Genomic DNA, 16,974 nt, shown 5'->3' with positions numbered 1-16,974 from the left:
AGCCGATGGAACGGCCGACTCGGACGACCTGCGCCCGCTGCGCCGTCGGCTGCGGACTTCGAACGGCCCCCGGAGACGGGGGGCGCGATCTCCAGGTGAGCGGCGATCCGGCGCACCCGATCGGCCGGGGGCAGGCGTGTCGACGCGGCGTCGAGGAGACGGCGACCGAGCCGGCCACCGAGCGGATCACCCGGCCGCACCTCCGCCGGGACGGCGACCTCGTGCCGGTCTCGTGGGAGCGCGCGCTCGACGCCGTGGCCGACCGGCTCGACCCGCTCGTCGCGAGCGACCCGGACCGGATCGGAGTGTTGGGCTCGGGACAGCAGACCACGGAGGCGGCGTACCTGCTGGGGCGGGTCGCCCGCGGCGCGGTCGGAACGCGGCGCTACGACGCGAACACGACGCTCTGTATGGCGTCGGCGGTCGCGGCGTACTACGGCGCGTTCGGCGCCGACGCCCCGCCGCCGACGTACGCGGACGTCCCCCACGCCGAGTCGCACGTCGTCTGGGGGGCGAACCCCGCCGTCGCGCATCCGGTGTTGTTCTCGCGGATCCGCGAGAGCGCCGCCGGGTCAGGGGGCGAGCTCGTCGTCGTCGACCCGCTGCGAACGCGGACCGCCGAGGCGGCCGACGTCCACGTCGTGCCGGAACCCGACGGCGACTTCGCGCTGGCGCAGGCGGTCCTCGCGGCCGCGGTCGACGCCGACCACGTCGACGACGCGTTCGTCGAGGCCAACACGGTCCGGTTCGACCGGCTCCGCGCGTCGCTGCCCGACGTCGCCGACGCCGCCGAGGCGGCCGGCGTCGGGCCGGACGCGGTCGGGCGGCTCGCGGACGCGTTCTCGCGGCCGACGCTGCTCTACTGGGGGATGGGCGTGAACCAGTCGGCGGGCGGCACCGCGACGGCCCGCGCGCTGATCGACTGCTGTCTCGCCACCGGGAACCTCGGGCCGGGGACCGGTCCGTTCTCGCTCACCGGGCAGTCGAACTCGATGGGGACCCGGATCTGCTCGTCGAAGGGGCGCTGGCCCGGCGGGCGCGCGTTCGACGACCCGGCCGCCCGCCGCGCGGTCGCCGACGCGTGGGGTGTCCCCCGCGAGCGACTGCCCGACGACTCCGGCCCGGGGCCGGTCGACCTGGTTGCGGACGTCGCGGCCGGCGAGGTCGACGCGCTCTGGACCGTCGCGACGAACCCGGCGGTCGGCCTCCCGAACGCGGACGCCGCCCGCGAGGCGCTGTCGGAGGTCTTCCTCGTCGCGCAGGACGCGTTCCGGAGCGAGACCGTCGCGCTCGCCGACGTCGTCCTCCCGGCGGCGACGTGGGGCGAGACGGCGGGCACGCTCGTGGCCATGGACCGGACGGTCTCCCGCGTCCGCCCCGCTCGCGATCCTCCCGGCGCCGCGCGGCGGGACGCCGCGATAATCGCAGCGGTCGGGAACCGCCTCCGACCCGACGGCCCCGACCTCGACCCGTCCCCGGAGCGCACCTTCGACGAGTTCGCCGCGCTCACGGCCGGCACGCCCGCGGACTGCTCGCACGTCACCTACGACCGGCTCGACCGCGCCGGCGCGATCCGGTGGCCGCGCGGTGCGGTGGTCCCGACCGGCGGGAGCGACGGCGGTTCGGTGCCCCCCGACGCGACCGCCGCACGGTACCGGTACGCTGACGGGGACGGCGGGTTCGCGTTCCCGACGCCCTCGGGGCGCGCCCGGTTCTCCGCGCCGGGGTCGTACGCCCCCCCGGAGCCGCCCGACGAGACGTATCCGCTCGTGCTCACCACCGTGCGTGAGCGGAACGCGTACAACACCGGCGTTCGGGGGTGGGGGAGTGCGAACGACTCGGGGGCGACAGACGGTCCAGAGACGCCGGACGGCTCCGGGACACCCGCCGACGGGCGGCTTCCCCTCGGGGTGAGCCCCGCCACGCGCCGGGCGTGGCGCTCAGTGACGAGCGGTGACGAGGTGACCGTCGCCTCCCGCCGCGGGCGCGTGGCGGGGCGGCTGGTCGAAGACGACCGCGTCCCGGACGGGGTCGTTCGCGCGCCGATCCACCACCCGTCGGTGAACCGGCTGACGCTCGACGTCGTCGACCCCGAGTCGGGTGAGCCGGCGTACAAGGCGTGCGCGGTCCGCGTCGAGTCCGGGGGTATAACCGACCGGAAGCCGAACGCGGAGCCATGACAGACGACGCGACAGCGGCGGCCGTCGAGCGGTTCCTCGAGGAGACCGAGTCCGCGCTGGACGACTACGACCAGGGGTACGCCGACGCCGACGCGACGCTCTCGGTGGTGCGAACCCGCATCGACGAGCTGGCCGCGGCGGTCGACGAGACGGCGGAAGAGTAAGCGACGGCGCGCGACGCGTCGCGCTACGGATGCGCGCCGATAAGCTCCCGCACGCGGGCGACGTGTTCCCCGAACGCCGGGTCGCCGCGCTCGCGGGGGCGGTCGACGTCGACGTCGACCACCTCGGCGACGCGGCCCGGCTCGGCGGCCATCACGACGATCCGGTCGGCGAGCGTCACCGCCTCCGCGACGTCGTGCGTGACGAACAGGACCGTCTTTCCCGTCGATCCCCACACGTCGAGCAGCTCCCGCTGGAGCATCTCCCGGGTCTGAGCGTCGACCGCGCCGAACGGCTCGTCCATCAGGAGGAGCTCGGGGTCCACGGCGAGCGCCCGGGCGATGGCGACGCGCTGTTTCATGCCGCCGGAGAGCGACTTCGGGTACGAGTCGCGGAACTCGGTCAGCCCGACGAGCTCCAGCATCTCGTCGACCCGCTGCTCGCGCTCGGCCTCGGAACGGTCGCTCCGTTCGAGCCCGAACCCGACGTTCTCCTCGACCGTGAGCCACGGGAACAGGTGGTACTCCTGGAAGACGACGCCCATGTTCGTCGTCGGCCCGGTGACCGGGGCGCCGGCGAGCCGGACCTCCCCGTCGGTGGCGTCGGTGAGCCCGGCGATGATCCGGAACAGCGTCGTCTTCCCGCAGCCGGACGGGCCGACGAGGCAGACGAACTCGCCGCCGTCGATCCCGAAGGAGACGTCGTCGAGCGCGCGGACCGGCTTCCCGTCGCCGTCGTACGTCTTCCCGACGCGGTCGACGGCGACGCCGGACTCGCCCCCGCTCCCGAATTCGTCCCGCGTCATCGGGTCGTCGTTCACGCCCGCCACACTAACACCCTCCGTTGGACCGCCCGGAACGCCACGTCGACGAGGAGGTACATCAGGCTCAACACGAGGATGTACGCGATCACCGTGTCGACGAGGAGGTTGTTGCTCGCGCGCAGGATCTCGCGCCCGACGCCCGGCACGCCGAAGATCTCCGAGGCGACCACGAGCATCCAGCAGCGCCCGAGGCCGGTCCGGACGCCCGTCAGGATCCCCGGCAGCGACGCCGGGAGGACGATCGACCGGACCATGTCGAACTCGCCGCGCACGCCGAGCGTGCGCCCCACGTCGAGTAAGTCCTCGGAGACGCCCTCGACGGCGCCGTACGACGCGTAGAAGTTGATCCAGAACGCGCCGACGGCGATGATGAAGGCCGCGCCGGCGTCGTTGATCCCGAACCACGCGATCGCGAAGCCGATCAGCGCGAGCGGCGGGACCGGCCGGAGCGTCCGGACGAGCGGGGCGGTCACGTCGTCGAGGAGCCCGCTCCACGAGAACGCGACGCCGGCGGCGACGCCGAGCGTCGTCCCGGCGATCGTCCCGGGTATCCAGTGGCGGACGCTCGACCACAGGGCGGTCGTCATCGTCCCCGAGGCGAGCTCCTCGGCGAACGCGTCCGCGACCGCCACCGGCGGGGGCAGGACGTACGCCGGCTGCGTGAGCGAGACCAGGTGCCAGGCGACAACGAACCCGACGACCCCGGCGGCGCCGCGGAGGAGGCGCCGCGGGTCGTCCAAGCCGAGCCCGGTCCGCAGTTCCGACCCGTCGAACCGGCCGCCGGTGTCCGTCGCCATCAGAGAGAGTCGTACGCCTCGAAGTCGAAGATCGCCTCGTTCGAGAGCCGTTCCTCGATCTGCCCGTTGTCAGCCGCGAACTCCGAGAACACCGGGGTCGCCTCGGCGATCTCGCGGGGGTCGGTGACGAAGTTCGACAGCGGCGAGTCGAGCGCCCGCCGGGCGCGGTCCGCGGGCATCCCGATCCCCGACTCGACGTGCCCGGCGGTCGCGTCCGGGTTCTCGCCGATGAACTCCGTGGCGCGAACGTGTTGCTCGACGAACTGCGCGGCGAGCGGGGAGTCGCGGACCGCGTCGCTCATCAGGGTGACCGCCGCCGGCTGGCCGGGGAGGATCTCCGCGGCCGTCCGCAGCATCGTGACCGACGAGCCCTCCGCCCGCGCGATCGTCGGCACCGGCTCCATGATCGAGGTCCCGTCGATCTCGCCGTTGGCGATCGCCTGCCAGACCGCGCTGGCACCGTTGATCTCGATTATCTCGACGGCGTCGTTCGATTCGGGGTCGACGCCGACCTCCCCGAGCCAGTAGCGGAGCAGCACGTCGGGGACGCTCCCCTGCGGGAAGGTGCCGAAGCGGAACGGCCCGCCGTTCTCCTCGGCCCACGTCGCGAACGCGTCGCCGCCCTCCGCCTCGAACGTCTCGTGGAACGACTCCTCGGCCATGATCCCCATCGGTTCGCGGATGTTCGCCGCCGTCACCTGTGCGGGGATCTCGCGGTCGATAACGATCATCGCCGGCACGATGCCGAACATGGCGACGTCGATGTCGCCGCCGCCGAACGCCTGCACGATCGCCGGGCCGTCGGTGAACTCCTTCCCGTCGATCTCGGCGTCGATCTCGGCGAAGTACCCCTCGCCCTCCATCACGTACCACTGGAGGTCGGGGTAGATCGGCATGTGCGCGACCGTCAGCTCGTCGAGCCCGCCGCCGCCGCCACCGAGACAGCCGGCGAGCCCGAGCGTGGCGGAGCCGCCGGCGGCAGCGAGGAAGGACCGACGGGAGGTCGGCGCGTCTGCGTCGTACATATCCGATGAACGGTCTTCGAGGGCAACACCCTCGCGCCACCAGCAACGAGAGCGCGTTCCGATGACGACAGAGACACGCGGTATCGGTCGTCTCCATGCCGTTCGCCGTATAATCCGCGCTCTCGACGGTATCTAGCTAGTCACAGGTCGACGCAATATTTGCGACCGCCGCGCGATCACGCGGTCGATCCGCGATCGCAGGCGACCGACCCGCCGTCGTTTATGAGGGCGCCCGCCAACACGCGCGTATGGTCTCGGAGATCTTCGACCCCGACGCGTGGGAGCAGGTCACGGACGAGTTCGACGACATCACCTATCACCGCGGCGCCGACGTTCCCGTCGTCCGGATCGCGTTCGACCGCCCCGAGGTCCGGAACGCGTTCCGGCCGGGCACCGTCGACGAGCTGTACGCCGCGCTCGACCACGCGCGCAAGCAGGCGGACGTCGGCTGCGTGCTCCTCACCGGCAACGGGCCATCGGAGGAGGACGGCGGCTGGGCGTTCTGCTCCGGCGGCGATCAGTCGGTGCGGGGCGGCTCCGGCTACGAGTACCGCGACGAGGACGAGGCCGGCGACGAGGACGATCCACTCGTCAAGGAGGCGCGCGCCGGACGACTCCACATCCTAGAGGTCCAGCGGCTGATCCGATTTATGCCCAAGCCGGTCGTCGCGGTCGTCCCCGGCTGGGCGGTCGGCGGCGGCCACTCGCTGCACGTCGTCTGCGACATGACGCTCGCCAGCGACGAGCACGCGAAGTTCCTCCAGACCGACCCCGACGTCGCCTCCTTCGACGGCGGGTTCGGCTCCGCGTATCTCGCGAAGCAGATCGGGCAGAAGAAGGCCCGCGAGGTGTTCTTCCGCGGGAAGACCTACTCGGCCGAGGAGGCCGCGGACATGGGGATGGTCAACGAGGCGGTCCCGCACGAGGAGCTGGAGGCGGTCGCGCTGGAGTGGGCCGACGAGATGACGAAGAAGTCGCCGACCGCGATGCGCATGCTGAAGTACGCGTTCAACATGACCGACGACGGGATGGTCGGTCAGCAGGTGTTCGCGGGCGAGGCGACCCGCTTGGCGTACATGACCGACGAGGCGCAGGAGGGCCGCGACGCCTTCTTAGAGAAGCGCGAGCCGGAGTTCCGAGAGTACCCGTGGCACTACTGAGGCCCCCGAGACACCGCGACCCACCGCCGCGATCCCGCGGCCGTTTATAAGCGTGAAGCGCCCACGGAGGCGCATGGAGAAGGTGACCCTCGCGAGCGCGTTCGCGTCGATCGACGAGCGCTGGGATCCGCACCTCGCCGGGGAGCTGAACGGGCAGGCCGTGAAGCTCGCGAAGGCGGAGGGCGACTTCGTCTGGCACAGCCACGCCGACGCCGACGAGCTATTCTTAGTCACGGAGGGGCGGCTCCGGATCGAGTTCCGCGACCGCGACGACGTGACTCTCGAGGCGGGCGAACTGCTCGTCGTCCCCCGGGGGACCGAGCACCGCCCGGTCGCCGAGCCGGAGGCCCACATGCTGCTGTTCGAGCCGGCCGGTACGCGGAACACGGGCGACGTGGAGAACGAACTGACCAGAGAGGAGTTGGAGCGCGTCGACGGTTGATCGAGTGCGGCTGGTCCTGTGAAGAGCCCCGATAGACCGTACAATCTGTTCGGCTCCGAACGATTCCGGGGGATGCGTCCCGAAAGACCCGCTATATCACCCAGTAGCCGCCACGAACGTCGAGCGGGACACGGCGTTCGGAGTCGTCACGAGCGTGCTCCACGATTAGACGAAGAGGGAGTCCCCTCCCAATCGTTCAGACGCGAATCGCCGGCCGCCTCTAATGTCAATAAATTCTACTATTCCCTGAAAGTGGAACTTACAAAACATATTTATATGGACATGGTGGGTGGTTGTTCATAAGGGAGTGACACGGGGATGTACACCAGCGAGGAGATCGATCGGAGATTGGAACTGTTAGCTCAGTCTGAGCGGCGAGCCATTATTCGTTTTCTGCAGAAGACCGAGGCGGATGACGTGCCGATCCACAGTATTCGGAACCACCTCAGGGAGTCGGATACGAGGCGAGACCGGTGTGACGACGTTACCATAGCGTTACACCACAACCATCTTCCCAGCCTCGCCACAACGGACGTGCTCGATTTCGATTCGTCTTCCGAGACGGTTCGGTACCGCGGTGACGAACTCGTCGAAACGCTCCTCGACTCCATCCCCGAGACGCGCACCACGAACGGGTAGCGGGAGCCGGCGTCCCTCGCGACGAGTCAGCGGTCCGGAAGCCAGCTCGTTACTGGAATCCGCGGTCGACGTCGTCCTCGTCGATCAGGTCCTCCAGCTCCGACGAGAGGAGCTCCTCGGCCTCGTCGAACGCCTCGGAGAGCTCGTCGAGCTCGTCGGGCCGCCCGTCGAACCGGTAGTCCATCGGACCGAACGCCGGCGAGTCGATCGCCTCCATCACGTCCTCGAACAGGTGGTCCGGGCTCGTCGGCGCCTCGGCGTGGACCTTCAGCGTCTCGCGCAGCCGCGTCGCGACGTCTTTCGCCTCGTCCTCGTCCTCGGGCGGCGACTGGACCGCGAACCGGCCGGCCGACTCCTCGCTCGGGAGGAGCGGGTCGAGCTCGTCGTCGACCTTCCGAGCCACCTGCGCGCCGACGCCGCGGAGGTCGCGTGGGTTCTTCGCGTACGTCTTGAGGTGGTAGACGCCGACGTTCGGGTGCCCGAAGTAGAGGTCCTCGCCGAGGCCCTCGCGCCGGGAGCCGGCGACGGCCCGCCAGCCGGCCGGGTCGGTCGAGTCGCTCGCGACATCCGCGAGGATGTCGTCCCAGTCTCGTACGCGCATGTCGGCGTAGCCTTATAAGCAGAGGCGCATGAGCGTGTCGGTCGCGGCGGGGGTATTAGTTTTGAGTCCGGCGGTACGCCATCCTCGCGAGCAGCGCCGTCCCGGCGACGAGGAAGACGACGGAGAAGGGGGTGACGGCACCGGCCGCGACGTCGACGACCCCCCAGAGCACGAGCCCGGCGTACAGCGCGGTCCGGAACCGGTCCGTGTCGAACCCCTCGACTGCGACGCCCCAGACGACGAGCAGCGCGATGTAGCCGTTGACGACGACATCGCCGAGGGCGGCGAGTCCCTGCGCCTCCAGCCGGGCGTAGCCGCTGACCGCGGACAGGACCGCCATCGAGAGGACGAAGACGACGATCGCCGGGCGCCCGTAGCGGTAGAGGGTCGAGTCGGTCATAGCGGACCATTCGCGTGTGCGATTATAAATGACCGCGGGGAGCGGTCGCACCTCTCACCGACAGCGTTTTTCGAGCCCGCTCCCGATGACGGCCGTGAACGTTCGGGGGCCGATCCTCTCCGTCGGAGCAACGCGGACGGTGTCGACGTCGTACGGGGACCGGGAGCTCCGCGAGCTCCGGATCCGGCCCGAGCGCGGCGCGGCCGACCCGGTCGACGTGACGCTGTGGGGGAAGTGGGCGGAGACGGCCGAGCACGCCGAGCCGGGCATGGAGCTGCTCGTCACCGATGCCGAGGAGGACGAGTTCGGCGGCGAGGTCGGGTACGCGACGACGGGCGACTCGTGGGTCGTGCTGGAGCCCGACTTCCTCGTCGACGTGACCGGGATCCGGTCGTGGGTGCAGTGCCCGCGGATGTACTATTTAAATAAGCTCTCGGGGATCCCGCTCAACTACCCGGTGGTCAAGGGGACCGTCGTCCACGAGGTGTTCGGCGACCTGCTCCGCGGGATGGACCTGGAGGAATCGGTCGCGGACCGCGTCGAAGAGGCCGGGCTCGAGCTCGGGCTGTTGGGCTACGAGCCCGAGGAGGTCGCCGACGAGGTGCGCCGCAACGCGGCCGCGATCGAGGGGTGGCTCGCGCAGGGGACCCTCTCCGACGAGGACACCTGGCGGTCGGAGTTCACCCTCATCTCGCCGACGTTCGGCTTGAAAGGGCGCGCCGACGCGCTCCGCCGCGGCACCCCCGTTGAGCTGAAGACGGGGAAGAACACCAAGCGCGAGCCGCGCTTCCACGACAAGATCCAGGCGGCCTGCTACGCCCTGATGCTGGACGAGCGCGGCGTCGACCCCGACATCGGGACGCTGCTGTACACGAAGAACACCGCCTTGGACCGCAACGAGGAGTCGGGGGACCTGGCGCCCGCCAAGGAGTTCTCGGTGGGCCGGGGGCTCTTGGAGTTCGTCGTCCGCGAGCGCAACGCCCTCGCGGCGATGGAGTGGCGCGCGCTCGACGACCCCGGCGAGCGCCTGACCGTCCCCACGGGGTACGAGGGCGACGCGAAGTGCCAGTACTGCTTCGAGCAGGACACCTGCATGGTGGTCTCCGGCCGCCTCGACCAGGAGTCGAAGGCGGGGTCGGTCGGAACACCCGTGCCCGACGAGGAGCGCGACTACTTCGACCGCTTCTACGTCGCCCTCGAAGAGGAGCGCCGCGAGACCCACGCCGAGTACCGGAAGCTGTGGGAGCAGAGCCCCCGGGAGCGCGCCGACGACGACCGCGCCCTCATCGACCTCGAACCGGTCTCGCGGACCGAGATCGACGACGCCCGGTGGGAGCTCCGCGCTCGCAAGCCCGACGACGCCGTCTCCAAGCTCCGCGAGGGCGACGTTGCGCTCGCGAGCGACGGCGACCCGGTCGAGGGGCACGGCGAGCTCGGCCGCATCGTCGAGCTCGGCGGCGACGAGGTCGTCGTCGAGACCGACGAGCCGGTCGAGCTCCGGCGGCTCGACGTCTACCCCTCCGAGATCTCGGTCGACCGCTCGCTCACCGCGCTCCACGACGCGATCTTGAAGGGGAGCGATCGGCGGAAGGACGTGCTGTTCGGGCGGCGCGAGCCCGAGTTCCGGGATGCAAGCGAGCGGCCGGTCGACGCGCCTGGAGGCGACGACGCCGACACCGACGACGACCCCTCCAACGCCTACATCGACAACAACGCGTCCCAGAACGAGGCCGTCGAACTCGCCGTCGACGCCGAGGACTGCGCGCTGATCCACGGCCCGCCGGGCACCGGGAAGACGTACACCATCGCCCGGACGATCCGCGCGCTCGTCGCCGAGGGGAACCGGGTGCTGCTCTCGGCGTTCACCAACCGCGCGGTCGACAACGCCTTGGAGGCGCTTCGGGATCAGGGCTTCGACGACGTGCTACGCGTGGGGACCGAGACCGGCGTCCGCGGCGACATGCAGGACGTGCGCCTCGTCCGGCGCGGCGACCCGAACGCGAAGGCCGCCGAGCTCAGGGACGCGCCCGTCGTCGCCGCCACCACCGCGGCCTGCGGCTCCCGCGTGCTGCGCGAGTGCGAGTTCGACGTCGCCCTCGTCGACGAGGCCTCGCAGCTCACGGAGCCGGGCACCCACGCCGCGATCAACCTCGCCGACCGGTTCGTCCTCGTCGGCGACCACGAGCAGCTCCCGCCCGTCGTGCGCGCCGAGAACGACCTCCAAACGTCGCTCTTCCAGCGGCTCATCGAGGCGTACCCGGACGCGAGCGTCATGCTCGACCGCCAGTACCGGATGAGCCAGCGCATCCAGGCGTTCGCCTCCGCGGAGTTCTACGACGGCGCGCTCCGACCGGCGACCCCGGAGGTGGCGGGGCAGACCCTCCGCGACCTCGGCGTCGACCCCGCCGACCTCCCGGAGGGGCTCGCGGGGGGCGTCGACTTCGTCGAACCGGACGGGACCCGCGACGGCAACCGGAACGTCCGGGAGGCCGAGCGCGTCGCCGAGGTCGTCGACGCCTACCTCGCGGCCGGCGTCGATCCGGACGATATCGGCGTCATCGCGCCCTTCCGCGCGCAGGTCGCGGAGATCGGCCGGCGGACCGCGGTCACGGTCGACACCGTCGACCGGTTCCAGGGCTCCTCGAAGGAGGTGATCGTCGTCTCGCTGGTGGCCACCGGCGACCTCGACGGGCCCATCTTCGAGGACCACCGGCGGATGAACGTCGCGCTCACGCGGGCGAAAAAGCAGCTGACGCTCGTCGGCGACGCCGACGCGCTCGGCTCGGAGCCGTTCTACGAGCGGATGCTCGAATGGGCGCGGCGCTGAGCCGGTCGCCGACCCGTCCGCTTTTATAAAGCTACTCCTCGTCCGCGTCGGGGTCGGCCTCGGTGACGATCCCCGGCTCCTTGCTGGCGATGACGATAATGCGGTCGGTGAGGTCCTCGATCGTGTTCGCCAGCTCGTCTAGGAGGATCGCGAGCTCGCGGTAGACGAGCGGCTCGCCGATCGCGTCGTCGGCGAAGGCGGTCGCGATGGCGTCGTTGCGGAGCTCGTCGCACTCGCTCTCCAGCGCGCGGATCGACTCGATCCCCTCCGTGAGCGTCTCGGTCGCGTCGCTGCGCGCGAGCCCGTGGACGAACCGCGCGACGACGTCGCCGAGGACCGCGACCATCTCGACGATGCGGGCGGCCATCTCGCGCATGTCGCCGAACGGGTCGACGTCGGCGTCGGGCCGCATCATGATCACCTCTTGGACGATCCGCTCGGTGTGGTTCGCCACCACGTCGAGCTCCGTGTAGAAGTCGAGCAGCGCGGACTCGTTGAAGTTGATCCGCGTGTTCAGGAGGCCGATGTCGTCCGGGCCGGCGTTGGTGATGACGCCCCGGATCTCCCGGACTAAGCCGTCGCACTCGCTCTCGATGGCGGCGATCTCGTCGGCCGTCTCGCGGTACGGGCCGTCGCTCGCGTACTCGTCGAGCGCCCGCGGGAGGAGCGCGACGCAGTCGTTTATCCGGTCGAGGTACGTCTCGGTGTGTTCCTCCAACCGCTCTCCGAAGTCGGCGTCGGTGGACATGTCTCGTCCCACGCGCGTCGGGAGTAAAGAGGTTCGCTCGCGTCTCGTCGATCGTGAGGGTTCGGCGGGACGTTCTCCGGCGGCGACGGGCGCGTTCCCATTGCGGCGACAGTCGCGTTCTCCGGCGGTGGCGGTCGCGATTATTTATAAGTCGTCGGCCGCGTCGAGCGCCGACTCGATGTCCGGAACGTCGAACCACTCGCGACCGGTGTACGCGTTCGTCCCGGCCGCGTACAGCTCCGAGACCGCGTCGACGACCGCCGAGGGGAGCGGCTCCGGGTCGCGCTCGCAGAGCTCGCGCCAGTCGTCGATCTCGCGCTCGGCGACCGACGCCTTCGCCTCCGTGACGGCCTCGACCCACTCCGGGTCGTTCGCCTTGTACCACTGCCGGACGACCTCCTTCGAGATCCCGCGGCCGCCGTAGGAGAACCGGTTCTCGTCGAACGTGCCGACCACGTCGGCGACGCGGAGCTCGCCGTCGGCGTACAGGCACTCGATCTTCCCGTCCTCGTGGGCGAAGCCGGCGGCCTCGGCGCGCTCGGTGACGACGCGGTTCACGTCGAGCGCGAGCGACTCCAGGGCGTCGACATCGGCGGCGCCCGCGATCCGGTCGGCCTCGGAGCGGGTCAGGTACCGGTCCTGCTCCTCGTACTTCGTGGAGAACTCCACGACCGGCTCCGGGAGGTCGACGGGCTCGTCGGGCCACTCGTCGGCGGCGACGTCGGGGTCCGCGTCGAGGCCGAAGTCGGCGGGCTCGGCGCGCCGCCGGAGGCTGGAGCCGACGGGGACGCGGTTCCGGAAGACGACCTCCAGCGGCACGAGGTAGTTGGTCCCGCCCGCGGCGTGGAAGGCGTCGTAGTCGTAGCCGGCCTCGGGCCCCTCGTACGGGAGGTCGGGGACCTGCGTCAGGTCGATCGCCATCTCCGTCGGCGGGGCGCTCGCATCGGCGAGGGGGACCGGCTCCGGCTCTCCGTCGCCGTCCTCCACCTCTGTCCCCTCGCCCGGATCGACGACCCCGCGGTAGTGGGTCGGGACGCCCTCGTCTTCCAGCAGCTCGAAGTTGAACGCGCCCATCGCGCAGAGGCTCGCGCCCTTCCGCGGGATCGCGTCGGGCATCTGCCCCCAGTCGAACACCGAGTACGCGTCCGTGAAGACGAAGCGACCGCGGCCGAGCGAGTCGGCGGTCGCGGGCTCGTCGACGCGGAACTCCTTGACGCTCGTCATACCTCACCCGGTGACCGCCTCCCCCATGAATCTTTCACTTACGTGGTCACCTTTCGGCTTTGATTCTTCCGATGATCCACGAATGTGGTGTCCTTCAGATGCCGGGCCGCTCGCGGAACCGCATCGAAAGGACCACACCCGTCGCGGGCGCATCGCCGGACATGCACGAGGCGCGCGAGGTCGCCGTCCTCCGGTACGGCCACCGGCCCGGACGCGACGACCGCATGACGACGCACGTCGGGCTCACGGCCCGGGCGCTCGGGGCGGACCGAGTGATCTTCCCCGACAACGCCGGGCAGTCGGCGGAGACGGTGCGGGACATCACCGACCGGTTCGGCGGCCCGTTCGCGGTCGAACTGCGCGCGGACCAGAAGGCGATCGTTCGGGACTTCGAGGGCGTCGTCGTCCACCTCACGATGTACGGCGAGCGCGTACAGGACGTCGAGACGGAGATCCGCGAGGCGGTCGGGCTCCCGGACACGGGCGACGATGCGGACGCAGAGGGCGAACCGACCGCGCCCCGCGACCTCCTCGTCGTCGTCGGGGGCGAGAAGGTGCCGTGGGCGCTGTACGAGCGCGCCGACTTCAACGTGGGCGTGACGAACCAGCCGCACTCCGAGGTCGCCGGGCTCGCGGTGTTCCTCGACCGACTGTTCGAGGGGGAGGAGTTAGAGCGAGAGTGGACCGACGCCGACCGCGAGGTGATGCCGGAGCCGACCGGGAAGACGGTCGTCGACGTCGATGCGGACGAAGACGAGTCGAACTAAGGCGGGCGGTTTCGTCGCCGACGGCCTCTCCGCTCGCCGGCGCTCACTCCTCCTCGTCGAGGCCCTCCAACTCCGCCGCGTCGTCGACGATCTCCGGCGTCCCGCTCAGGATACCGCGGAGCCCCGTCATCGGCTCACCGACCCGAACGCCGTCGGCGGTGATACGGAACTCCCGGATCGTCCGCTCGTAGTCGCTCGTCCGCTTTTTCAAGACGCCGATCGCCTTCCGCATCTCGCCTTGCACCTCCAGGTGTCGGAGGAAGACGATGTTGTCGGCGAGGTAGCTGATGTTCTCGACGGTGGCCTGGAACTCGCCGGTGATGTTCCGCGTCTCGTCGATGAACACCGCGGTCACGCCCATGTTCTTGAGGTAGCGGCCCAGCGCGTGCATCTGCTCGAGCATCATCCCCTCCTCGCCGCGGAGCGTGAGCCGGTACCCCGCGATCCCGTCGACCATCACGATCTCCGCGCCGCGCTCCTCGACCTCCTCGCGGACCATCCGGGCGAACTCCTGCGGCGAGCGCTCCAACGCCTCCACCTCGTTCACCTGAAGCGTCCCCCGCTCCAGCATCTCGTCGACCGGGATGCCGACGGCGCGGGAGCGCGTGAGGAACGTCCCGCGGCTCTCCTCGAACAGGTAGATGACGGAACGCTCGCCGCGCTCCGCGGCCTCCTTCATGAACTGCGTGCTCAGCGTCGTCTTGCCGACCCCGGTCGGCCCGCTGACGATGCTGACCGTGCCGCGTTCGATCCCGCCGTGGAGCAGGTCGTCGACCCCGTCGATCCCCGAGGAGATCTGCTCGAACGCGAACTCCCCGGTGTGTCTCCCGGGCTGGAGCGCCGGGTACACCTCGACGCCGTCGTCGGTCACCCGGTAGGCGTGGTCGCCGCTCAGCGTCGACGACCCGCGGAACTTCGGCACGTCGATCGTCTTGCCGTACTCCTCCGCGCCGAGGTGGATCGACCCGTCCGTGACGAACTCCAGGTCGTCGGTCGGCAGCGAGTCGGTGTTCTGGACGGTGAAGACCACGGTCGCGCTCTGGTCTTTTAAGAACCGCATGAATCCGACGACCTGCTTGCGGAACTGGTAGTCGTCGGACAGCAGGAACCGGAGCTGCGTCAGCGGGTCGACGACGACGCGGTCGGGGTCGACCTCGGTGACGCCCTCCACGATCCGGTCGGTGAGCGGCTCGCTCTCGACCTCCTCGGGCGCGAACACCTCGTACGACTGGTCCTCGGTGAACACGTCGGCGCTGGGGCTCAGGTCGAGGAACTCGATCCCCTCCGTGTCGAAGCCGAGCGCGGCCGCGTTCGCCTTGAGGTCGCGAGCGTCCTCCTCGAGGTTGATGAACAGCGACGTCTCCCCCTCCTCGACCCCTCGCTGGAGGAAGTGGAGGCTCAGGATCGTCTTCCCGCTGCCCGCTCGCCCGCGGACCATGTAGCTCCGTTCCGGGACGAGCCCCCCTGACAGTATCTCGTCGAGGCCCGCGATGCCGGTCGAAACGCGGTCGGGCAGTGATTCGGACATGAGACCCTCTCCGTGCGCGGGATACTAAAAATGGGTAACTCTTAGTGGTCGCCCGTACACGTTCCACGAGAGATGAATACGGGCCCCGAGGGGCTCGCCGACGATTCGCCCTCCGGAGGCGACGTCGACGACGCGTCGTCCGAAGCGACCGTCGGCGCCGGAGTCGGAGACCGGACCGAGGAGGAGACCTCCGCCGGAGGGCCGCCTGAACCCGACGAGGACGCCCGGGTGCTGCTGTTCATGCGCCCGGGACGCGACCGCGAGCTGGTGGCCGACGCCCTAGGCGACCGGTTCCGCGTCGAGACGACGACAGACGTGGAGACGCTCGAATCGAGGTTCGACTGCTGCGTTTTCGACGCCCGCGAGTTCAACCGGGTCGCGGGGTCGATCCGGCGGCGGCGGGAGCTGTCGGACCCGGTCTTCCTCCCGTTCGTCCTGCTCGTGAGCGAGGACGCGGGCGGGTCGACGACGGAGACCACGTGGGACTACGTCGACGACGTGATCAACATGCCGGTGCGGAAGCGGGCCCTCCGCACCCGGATCGCCAACCTCGTCGAGCGGCGGCGCACCTCCCTCCGGCTCGCGGCCCGCGAGCGGAAGCTCGCGGAGACCGTCGACGACCTCCGACTGAAGGAGCAGGCGATGGACGAGGCGCCCGTCGGGATCTCGATCGCGGAGGTCGACGAGGAGGGGACGGGGGACAACCCGCTCGTGTACACGAACGAGGAGTTCGAAGCCCTCACCGGCTACGGCTCCGAGATGTTCGGCGTCGACTGCCGGTTCCTGCAGGGGGACGACACCGACCCGGAAGCGATCGCGACGCTCCGGGAGGCGATCGACGAGGAGCGGCCGGTCGCGGTCGACATCCTGAACTACCGCCGCAACGGCCGGAAGTTCTGGAACCGGCTCACGATCGCTCCGGTCCGCGACGAGGAGGGCGAAGTCACCCACTACGTCGGGTTCCAGTCGGATATCACGGAACGGAAGATCCGGGAGCGGCGGCTGGAGGTGATGAACCGCGTGCTCAGCCACAACCTCCGGAACAAGATGAACCTCATCACGGGGTACACGGAGCTGCTGCGGCAGGACACCGACGACGAGGACGCGCACGACGCGCTCGCGGTGATCGACCGCACGGCGGACAACCTGATGGGGATCGCCTCCGCGGTCCAGAAGCTCGACCGCACGCTGTCCGTTCCCTCACCGGCGGGGACCCCCATCGAGCTCCGCGACCGGCTGATCGAGCTGCGGTCGCAGGTGGAGGACCGGTACCCCGAGGCGACGGTCTCCCTCTCGTTGCCGCCCGACGACTCGCTCGAAACGACGGTCGTCGGCCTGGTGACGGCGATCGAGGAGGGGATGGAGAACGCGGTGAAGCACAACGACGGGCCGAGCCCGTCGGTCGAGGTCAGCGTCGAGCGGGAGTCGCCGGAGTGGCTCGCGGTCGAGATCGCGGACGACGGTCCCGGCATCCCGGACCACGAGACGCGCGTGCTCGACCGTGGCGAGACGTCGCTGAAGCACGCGGACCGGCTGGGGATCTGGCTGATCTACTGGGTCGTGAGCAAGGCCGGCGGGGAGTTCTCGATCGACACGTCGAGCGAGGGGACCACGGTCCGACTGGTCGTGCCCGCGCACCCGTAGACGGGAA

At 70.2% G+C, this 16,974-nt stretch carries 16 protein-coding genes; 8 read left to right on the top strand and 8 right to left on the bottom strand.

Going from position 1 to position 16,974, the window contains the following annotated elements; all coding sequences use genetic code 11:
- The first annotated feature begins 5 nt into the window (after positions 1 to 5).
- Both Hrr1229_RS11830 and Hrr1229_RS11825 read left to right on the top strand, forming a co-directional pair.
- Positions 6 to 2,180: a molybdopterin-dependent oxidoreductase gene (locus tag Hrr1229_RS11830; RefSeq protein WP_123112707.1), complete on the top strand. Its 2,175-nt coding sequence runs from the start codon at positions 6 to 8 to the stop codon at positions 2,178 to 2,180.
- On the top strand, positions 2,177 to 2,344 hold the full coding sequence (locus Hrr1229_RS11825; protein WP_176329408.1) for a hypothetical protein: 168 nt from the start codon (positions 2,177 to 2,179) through the stop codon (positions 2,342 to 2,344). Before Hrr1229_RS11830 ends, Hrr1229_RS11825 begins: the two co-directional genes overlap by 4 nt.
- A gap of 23 nt (positions 2,345 to 2,367) precedes the next feature.
- Here the strand turns inward: Hrr1229_RS11825 and Hrr1229_RS11820 are convergent, their stop codons facing one another.
- The 3 genes from Hrr1229_RS11820 to Hrr1229_RS11810 are packed head-to-tail and all read right to left on the bottom strand — an operon-like array spanning position 2,368 to position 4,987.
- Positions 2,368 to 3,147, bottom strand: a complete 780-nt coding sequence (locus tag Hrr1229_RS11820) for an ABC transporter ATP-binding protein (RefSeq protein WP_255212493.1) — start codon at positions 3,145 to 3,147, stop codon at positions 2,368 to 2,370.
- A gap of 11 nt (positions 3,148 to 3,158) precedes the next feature.
- Positions 3,159 to 3,962: an ABC transporter permease gene (locus tag Hrr1229_RS11815; RefSeq protein WP_123112709.1), complete on the bottom strand. Its 804-nt coding sequence runs from the start codon at positions 3,960 to 3,962 to the stop codon at positions 3,159 to 3,161.
- The gene (locus tag Hrr1229_RS11810) at positions 3,962 to 4,987 is read right to left on the bottom strand and encodes an ABC transporter substrate-binding protein (RefSeq protein ID WP_123112710.1); all 1,026 of its coding nucleotides are present in this window, start codon (positions 4,985 to 4,987) and stop codon (positions 3,962 to 3,964) included. The genes Hrr1229_RS11815 and Hrr1229_RS11810 overlap by 1 nt, the downstream gene beginning before the upstream one ends.
- A 248-nt stretch (positions 4,988 to 5,235) precedes the next feature.
- Between Hrr1229_RS11810 and Hrr1229_RS11805 the strand changes: the two genes are divergently transcribed.
- From Hrr1229_RS11805 to Hrr1229_RS11795, 3 genes are all read left to right on the top strand, one after another.
- Positions 5,236 to 6,147 carry a 1,4-dihydroxy-2-naphthoyl-CoA synthase gene (locus tag Hrr1229_RS11805; RefSeq protein WP_123112711.1) on the top strand — a complete coding sequence of 304 codons (912 nt, stop codon included), beginning with the start codon at positions 5,236 to 5,238 and terminating at the stop codon, positions 6,145 to 6,147.
- 73 nt (positions 6,148 to 6,220) lie between these two features.
- On the top strand, positions 6,221 to 6,589 hold the full coding sequence (locus Hrr1229_RS11800; RefSeq protein ID WP_123112712.1) for a cupin domain-containing protein: 369 nt from the start codon (positions 6,221 to 6,223) through the stop codon (positions 6,587 to 6,589).
- Positions 6,590 to 6,907: 318 nt separating this feature from the next.
- Positions 6,908 to 7,228, top strand: a complete 321-nt coding sequence (locus Hrr1229_RS11795; RefSeq protein ID WP_123112713.1) for an ArsR family transcriptional regulator — start codon at positions 6,908 to 6,910, stop codon at positions 7,226 to 7,228.
- Between the two features lie 49 nt (positions 7,229 to 7,277).
- Here Hrr1229_RS11795 and Hrr1229_RS11790 read toward each other — a convergent pair whose 3' ends face one another.
- Entirely contained in the window at positions 7,278 to 7,829 is a 552-nt protein-coding gene (locus Hrr1229_RS11790) for a hypothetical protein (protein ID WP_123112714.1), read from the bottom strand.
- Between the two features lie 55 nt (positions 7,830 to 7,884).
- Positions 7,885 to 8,229, bottom strand: a complete 345-nt coding sequence (locus Hrr1229_RS11785) for a hypothetical protein (protein WP_123112715.1) — start codon at positions 8,227 to 8,229, stop codon at positions 7,885 to 7,887.
- A 94-nt stretch (positions 8,230 to 8,323) separates the two neighbouring features.
- On the opposite strand from Hrr1229_RS11785, the gene Hrr1229_RS11780 reads away from it, so the two are divergent.
- Positions 8,324 to 11,056, top strand: a complete 2,733-nt coding sequence (locus tag Hrr1229_RS11780) for an AAA domain-containing protein (protein WP_123114841.1) — start codon at positions 8,324 to 8,326, stop codon at positions 11,054 to 11,056.
- A gap of 31 nt (positions 11,057 to 11,087) precedes the next feature.
- On the opposite strand, the gene Hrr1229_RS11775 is transcribed toward Hrr1229_RS11780, so the two are convergent.
- Positions 11,088 to 11,804, bottom strand: a complete 717-nt coding sequence (locus Hrr1229_RS11775; protein WP_123112716.1) for a DUF47 family protein — start codon at positions 11,802 to 11,804, stop codon at positions 11,088 to 11,090.
- Between the two features lie 144 nt (positions 11,805 to 11,948).
- Positions 11,949 to 13,028, bottom strand: a complete 1,080-nt coding sequence (locus tag Hrr1229_RS11770) for a phosphoribosylaminoimidazolesuccinocarboxamide synthase (RefSeq protein WP_123112717.1) — start codon at positions 13,026 to 13,028, stop codon at positions 11,949 to 11,951.
- A gap of 161 nt (positions 13,029 to 13,189) precedes the next feature.
- Here Hrr1229_RS11770 and Hrr1229_RS11765 point away from each other — a divergent pair, with 161 nt between their 5' ends.
- Positions 13,190 to 13,795 carry a tRNA (cytidine(56)-2'-O)-methyltransferase gene (locus Hrr1229_RS11765; protein WP_123114842.1) on the top strand — a complete coding sequence of 202 codons (606 nt, stop codon included), beginning with the start codon at positions 13,190 to 13,192 and terminating at the stop codon, positions 13,793 to 13,795.
- Positions 13,796 to 13,838: 43 nt separating this feature from the next.
- Here the strand turns inward: Hrr1229_RS11765 and Hrr1229_RS11760 are convergent, their stop codons facing one another.
- Complete coding sequence (locus Hrr1229_RS11760) at positions 13,839 to 15,323, bottom strand: ATPase domain-containing protein (protein WP_123112718.1); 1,485 nt, start codon at positions 15,321 to 15,323, stop codon at positions 13,839 to 13,841.
- 240 nt (positions 15,324 to 15,563) lie between these two features.
- On the opposite strand from Hrr1229_RS11760, the gene Hrr1229_RS11755 reads away from it, so the two are divergent.
- The gene (locus Hrr1229_RS11755; RefSeq protein ID WP_255212588.1) at positions 15,564 to 16,967 is read left to right on the top strand and encodes a PAS domain-containing protein; all 1,404 of its coding nucleotides are present in this window, start codon (positions 15,564 to 15,566) and stop codon (positions 16,965 to 16,967) included.
- The last annotated feature ends 7 nt before the right edge of the window (positions 16,968 to 16,974 follow it).

This window comes from Halorubrum sp. CBA1229 (genome assembly GCF_003721435.2).
Classification (GTDB): Archaea; Halobacteriota; Halobacteria; order Halobacteriales; family Haloferacaceae; genus Halorubrum.
Note: the sequence above shows the minus strand (reverse complement) of the source record. Positions and strands in the feature narration are given on the sequence as shown.

Coding starts and splice junctions, on each gene's coding strand:
- Hrr1229_RS11765 (WP_123114842.1), top strand. CDS start 13,190: ATGCACGAGGCGCGCGAGGTCGCCGTCCTCCGGTACGGCCACCGGCCC.
- Hrr1229_RS11800 (WP_123112712.1), top strand. CDS start 6,221: ATGGAGAAGGTGACCCTCGCGAGCGCGTTCGCGTCGATCGACGAGCGC.
- Hrr1229_RS11755 (WP_255212588.1), top strand. CDS start 15,564: ATGCGCCCGGGACGCGACCGCGAGCTGGTGGCCGACGCCCTAGGCGAC.
- Hrr1229_RS11770 (WP_123112717.1), bottom strand. CDS start 13,028: ATGACGAGCGTCAAGGAGTTCCGCGTCGACGAGCCCGCGACCGCCGAC.
- Hrr1229_RS11790 (WP_123112714.1), bottom strand. CDS start 7,829: ATGCGCGTACGAGACTGGGACGACATCCTCGCGGATGTCGCGAGCGAC.
- Hrr1229_RS11825 (WP_176329408.1), top strand. CDS start 2,177: ATGACAGACGACGCGACAGCGGCGGCCGTCGAGCGGTTCCTCGAGGAG.
- Hrr1229_RS11775 (WP_123112716.1), bottom strand. CDS start 11,804: ATGTCCACCGACGCCGACTTCGGAGAGCGGTTGGAGGAACACACCGAG.
- Hrr1229_RS11820 (WP_255212493.1), bottom strand. CDS start 3,147: ATGACGCGGGACGAATTCGGGAGCGGGGGCGAGTCCGGCGTCGCCGTC.
- Hrr1229_RS11830 (WP_123112707.1), top strand. CDS start 6: ATGGAACGGCCGACTCGGACGACCTGCGCCCGCTGCGCCGTCGGCTGC.
- Hrr1229_RS11805 (WP_123112711.1), top strand. CDS start 5,236: ATGGTCTCGGAGATCTTCGACCCCGACGCGTGGGAGCAGGTCACGGAC.
- Hrr1229_RS11785 (WP_123112715.1), bottom strand. CDS start 8,229: ATGACCGACTCGACCCTCTACCGCTACGGGCGCCCGGCGATCGTCGTC.
- Hrr1229_RS11815 (WP_123112709.1), bottom strand. CDS start 3,962: ATGGCGACGGACACCGGCGGCCGGTTCGACGGGTCGGAACTGCGGACC.
- Hrr1229_RS11810 (WP_123112710.1), bottom strand. CDS start 4,987: ATGTACGACGCAGACGCGCCGACCTCCCGTCGGTCCTTCCTCGCTGCC.
- Hrr1229_RS11795 (WP_123112713.1), top strand. CDS start 6,908: ATGTACACCAGCGAGGAGATCGATCGGAGATTGGAACTGTTAGCTCAG.
- Hrr1229_RS11760 (WP_123112718.1), bottom strand. CDS start 15,323: ATGTCCGAATCACTGCCCGACCGCGTTTCGACCGGCATCGCGGGCCTC.